The 2,131-nt window shown below is 44.9% G+C and carries 4 protein-coding genes; 2 read left to right on the top strand and 2 right to left on the bottom strand.

Annotation, left to right across the window (positions count from 1 at the left end; all coding sequences use genetic code 11):
- Together U9Q18_02530 and U9Q18_02525 are read right to left on the bottom strand one after the other, a co-directional pair.
- The coding region (locus U9Q18_02530; GenBank protein ID MEA3313235.1) for an acyl-CoA dehydratase activase-related protein at positions 1–147 on the bottom strand (147 nt) is incomplete at its 3' end.
- The gene (locus U9Q18_02525) at positions 140–1,309 is read right to left on the bottom strand and encodes a M20 family metallopeptidase (protein ID MEA3313234.1); all 1,170 of its coding nucleotides are present in this window, start codon (positions 1,307–1,309) and stop codon (positions 140–142) included. The genes U9Q18_02525 and U9Q18_02530, both read right to left, overlap by 8 nt.
- Positions 1,310–1,483: 174 nt before the next feature.
- Here U9Q18_02525 and U9Q18_02520 point away from each other — a divergent pair, with 174 nt between their 5' ends.
- Both U9Q18_02520 and rpmF read left to right on the top strand, forming a co-directional pair.
- Positions 1,484–1,915, top strand: coding sequence for a DUF177 domain-containing protein (locus U9Q18_02520; protein ID MEA3313233.1), 432 nt, complete (start codon positions 1,484–1,486; stop codon positions 1,913–1,915).
- Positions 1,916–1,999: 84 nt separating this feature from the next.
- On the top strand, positions 2,000–2,131 hold a 132-nt coding region (rpmF, locus tag U9Q18_02515), incomplete at its 3' end, for a 50S ribosomal protein L32 (GenBank protein ID MEA3313232.1).

The following is a 2,131-nucleotide window of genomic DNA, read 5'->3' as shown; positions in this document are numbered from 1 at the left end:
AACTGCTCGTGAAACTCCTGAATTTAACATAGTTTTATTAGTTGGTGGTGATACCACTACCTCTGTATCTAGTCTTTCAAAAAAAGTCTTCCATGCAGGGTAATATTGATAGTAAAGTAAAGCTCGGGGGATGCCCACTTTAATCATGGTTGTAAAACTCCTGCTTAATCCTATCAAGCATTCCTGGCTGGTGAATATCAGCCACAGTCATAGCCATTGCCTTGGCTGCATCCATTAAGCCTTCGTGGCCTGCTTCAGAGGCGGCTGCGGAGGCAAATTCCTGTGTATGTATGAACACCTCAGGCGAAGCTATGGCTATCGTGGGATGTATGCTTGGTAACTCTTGACTGACGTTTCCCATATCTGTGCTGCCAAAGCCAAAACGAGGGTCGAAGGCTTCGACATGTCGTCCCAGCGATTCTAGATTTTGCTTGAATAGCCCGGCTAAAGTCGCATTGTTTTTCATCGGAGCATAAGCCCTGTCTCTCCACCTATATTCTAATCTTGCCCCACTGGCTACAGATGCTCCTGTAAAACAGTTTAAAACCTTGTCCTTCAATTCAGCAAGATAATCATCATCTAGAGCACGTATCAAAAACACAGCAGCACTATGGGCAGGCACTATGTTGGGGGCTTCACCACCATCAGTGATTATGCCGTGGATGCGTGCCTCTGCCTTTATGTGCTGGCGCAGCGAATTTATGGAGGTGAAAGCTAATATCATAGCGTCAAGGGCATTTATACCCCTGTGGGGTTGGGCAGCGGCGTGAGCTGGCCGGCCAAAGAATTCCACTTCTAGAGAGCTACAGGCAAGTGTCTGTATGTCTACCATGTTTAGGATATTAGGGTGCACCATCATAGCCACGTCTATTTCTTTAAAGGCTCCCGCTTTCACCATATCTATCTTGCCACCGAAGACTTCTTCTCCGGGAGTGCCCAGAACCACAATTCTGCCTCCTAACTGGTCAATGATAGACTTACTAGCCACAGCAGCCCCGACTGCCGAAGTAGCTATTATATTATGCCCACAGGCATGTCCTATTTTGGGTAAGGCATCATATTCAGCAAGCAAGGCAATTCTCGGGTTCCCCTGGCCATATGTGGCTCGAAAGGCTGTAGCCAAGCCAGCAATGCCTTGTTCTACATGAAATCCACTATCTTCAAGATAGCCAGTAAGCCAAGCCGACGCCTTTTTCTCCTCGAAGCCCAACTCAGGGTTATCATGGATATTCAGGCTCAACTGGATAAGCTGCTGCCTTTGTAATTCGACGCTATCCTTTATCTTTAGCTTCAGGTTTTCTATCTCCAAGGTTGTTTCGCACTCCCTTCTGTCATTTTGCCCCTTTCGCTTTTTGTCATTGCGAGCGAAGTTGGATTCTTCGCTCAGGTGACAAAATAATCGTTTTCTATTTCCAATACTTGAACCTCTTATGATATAGTTTATTATACTTTGTGACTTATCTAAATTTCTAGGCCATGACCGATGGAAAAAGAACCTCTGAGGGCTTTGATAAATGTAGCTCAGTTACTGAAAGAGCCTGTTGGCTCTAGCCAAAGCTATGATATAAGTGGGATGATTAATGAAGAAGTTGAAGGTTTTGTTGAAGGAAAGGCAAAGTTGATTCATATCAGTCAGGGAGTTTTAGTCCAGTGTAAATTAACTGCTGAGGTAAAACTCATATGTAGCCGCTGTCTTGATGCATTCTTATTCCCTATAAGTTTCACTGCTGAAGAAGAATTTCTTCCGATATCTGATGTGTCTGGTGATTTAGCACTCTCTTCGCCGGAACAATCGGAAGAGTTCACTATTGACAATAAAAATATACTTGACCTGAGCGAGTTAATACGGCAATATACTTTGCTAAATTTGCCCATGAAACCACTATGTCGACCCGACTGCCCAGGAATAAACTAACCCCAAAAAGTCTTGCGACTTTTTGGGGACCCTGTATGAACTTGATTTTGAATTGACGGGGTGAAATAAAGGAGGCGAATTCACATGGCACTACCTAAGAAAAAAACTGCTAAAGCGCGCCAGGGGAAAAGGCGCAGCCACCTTAAACTAACTCTGCCTGCCATGGACGTGTGCCCACATTGCCACAGTCCTAAGTTAGCTCACCATGTTTGCCCT

Source organism: Caldisericota bacterium (genome assembly GCA_034717215.1).
GTDB lineage: Bacteria > Caldisericota > Caldisericia > Caldisericales > Caldisericaceae > UBA646.
Note: the sequence above shows the minus strand (reverse complement) of the source record. Positions and strands in the feature narration are given on the sequence as shown.

Bases quoted from the DNA above. Each gene is read 5' to 3' on its own strand.
- U9Q18_02520 (MEA3313233.1), top strand. From the start codon at position 1,484: ATGGAAAAAGAACCTCTGAGGGCTTTGATAAATGTAGCTCAGTTACTG.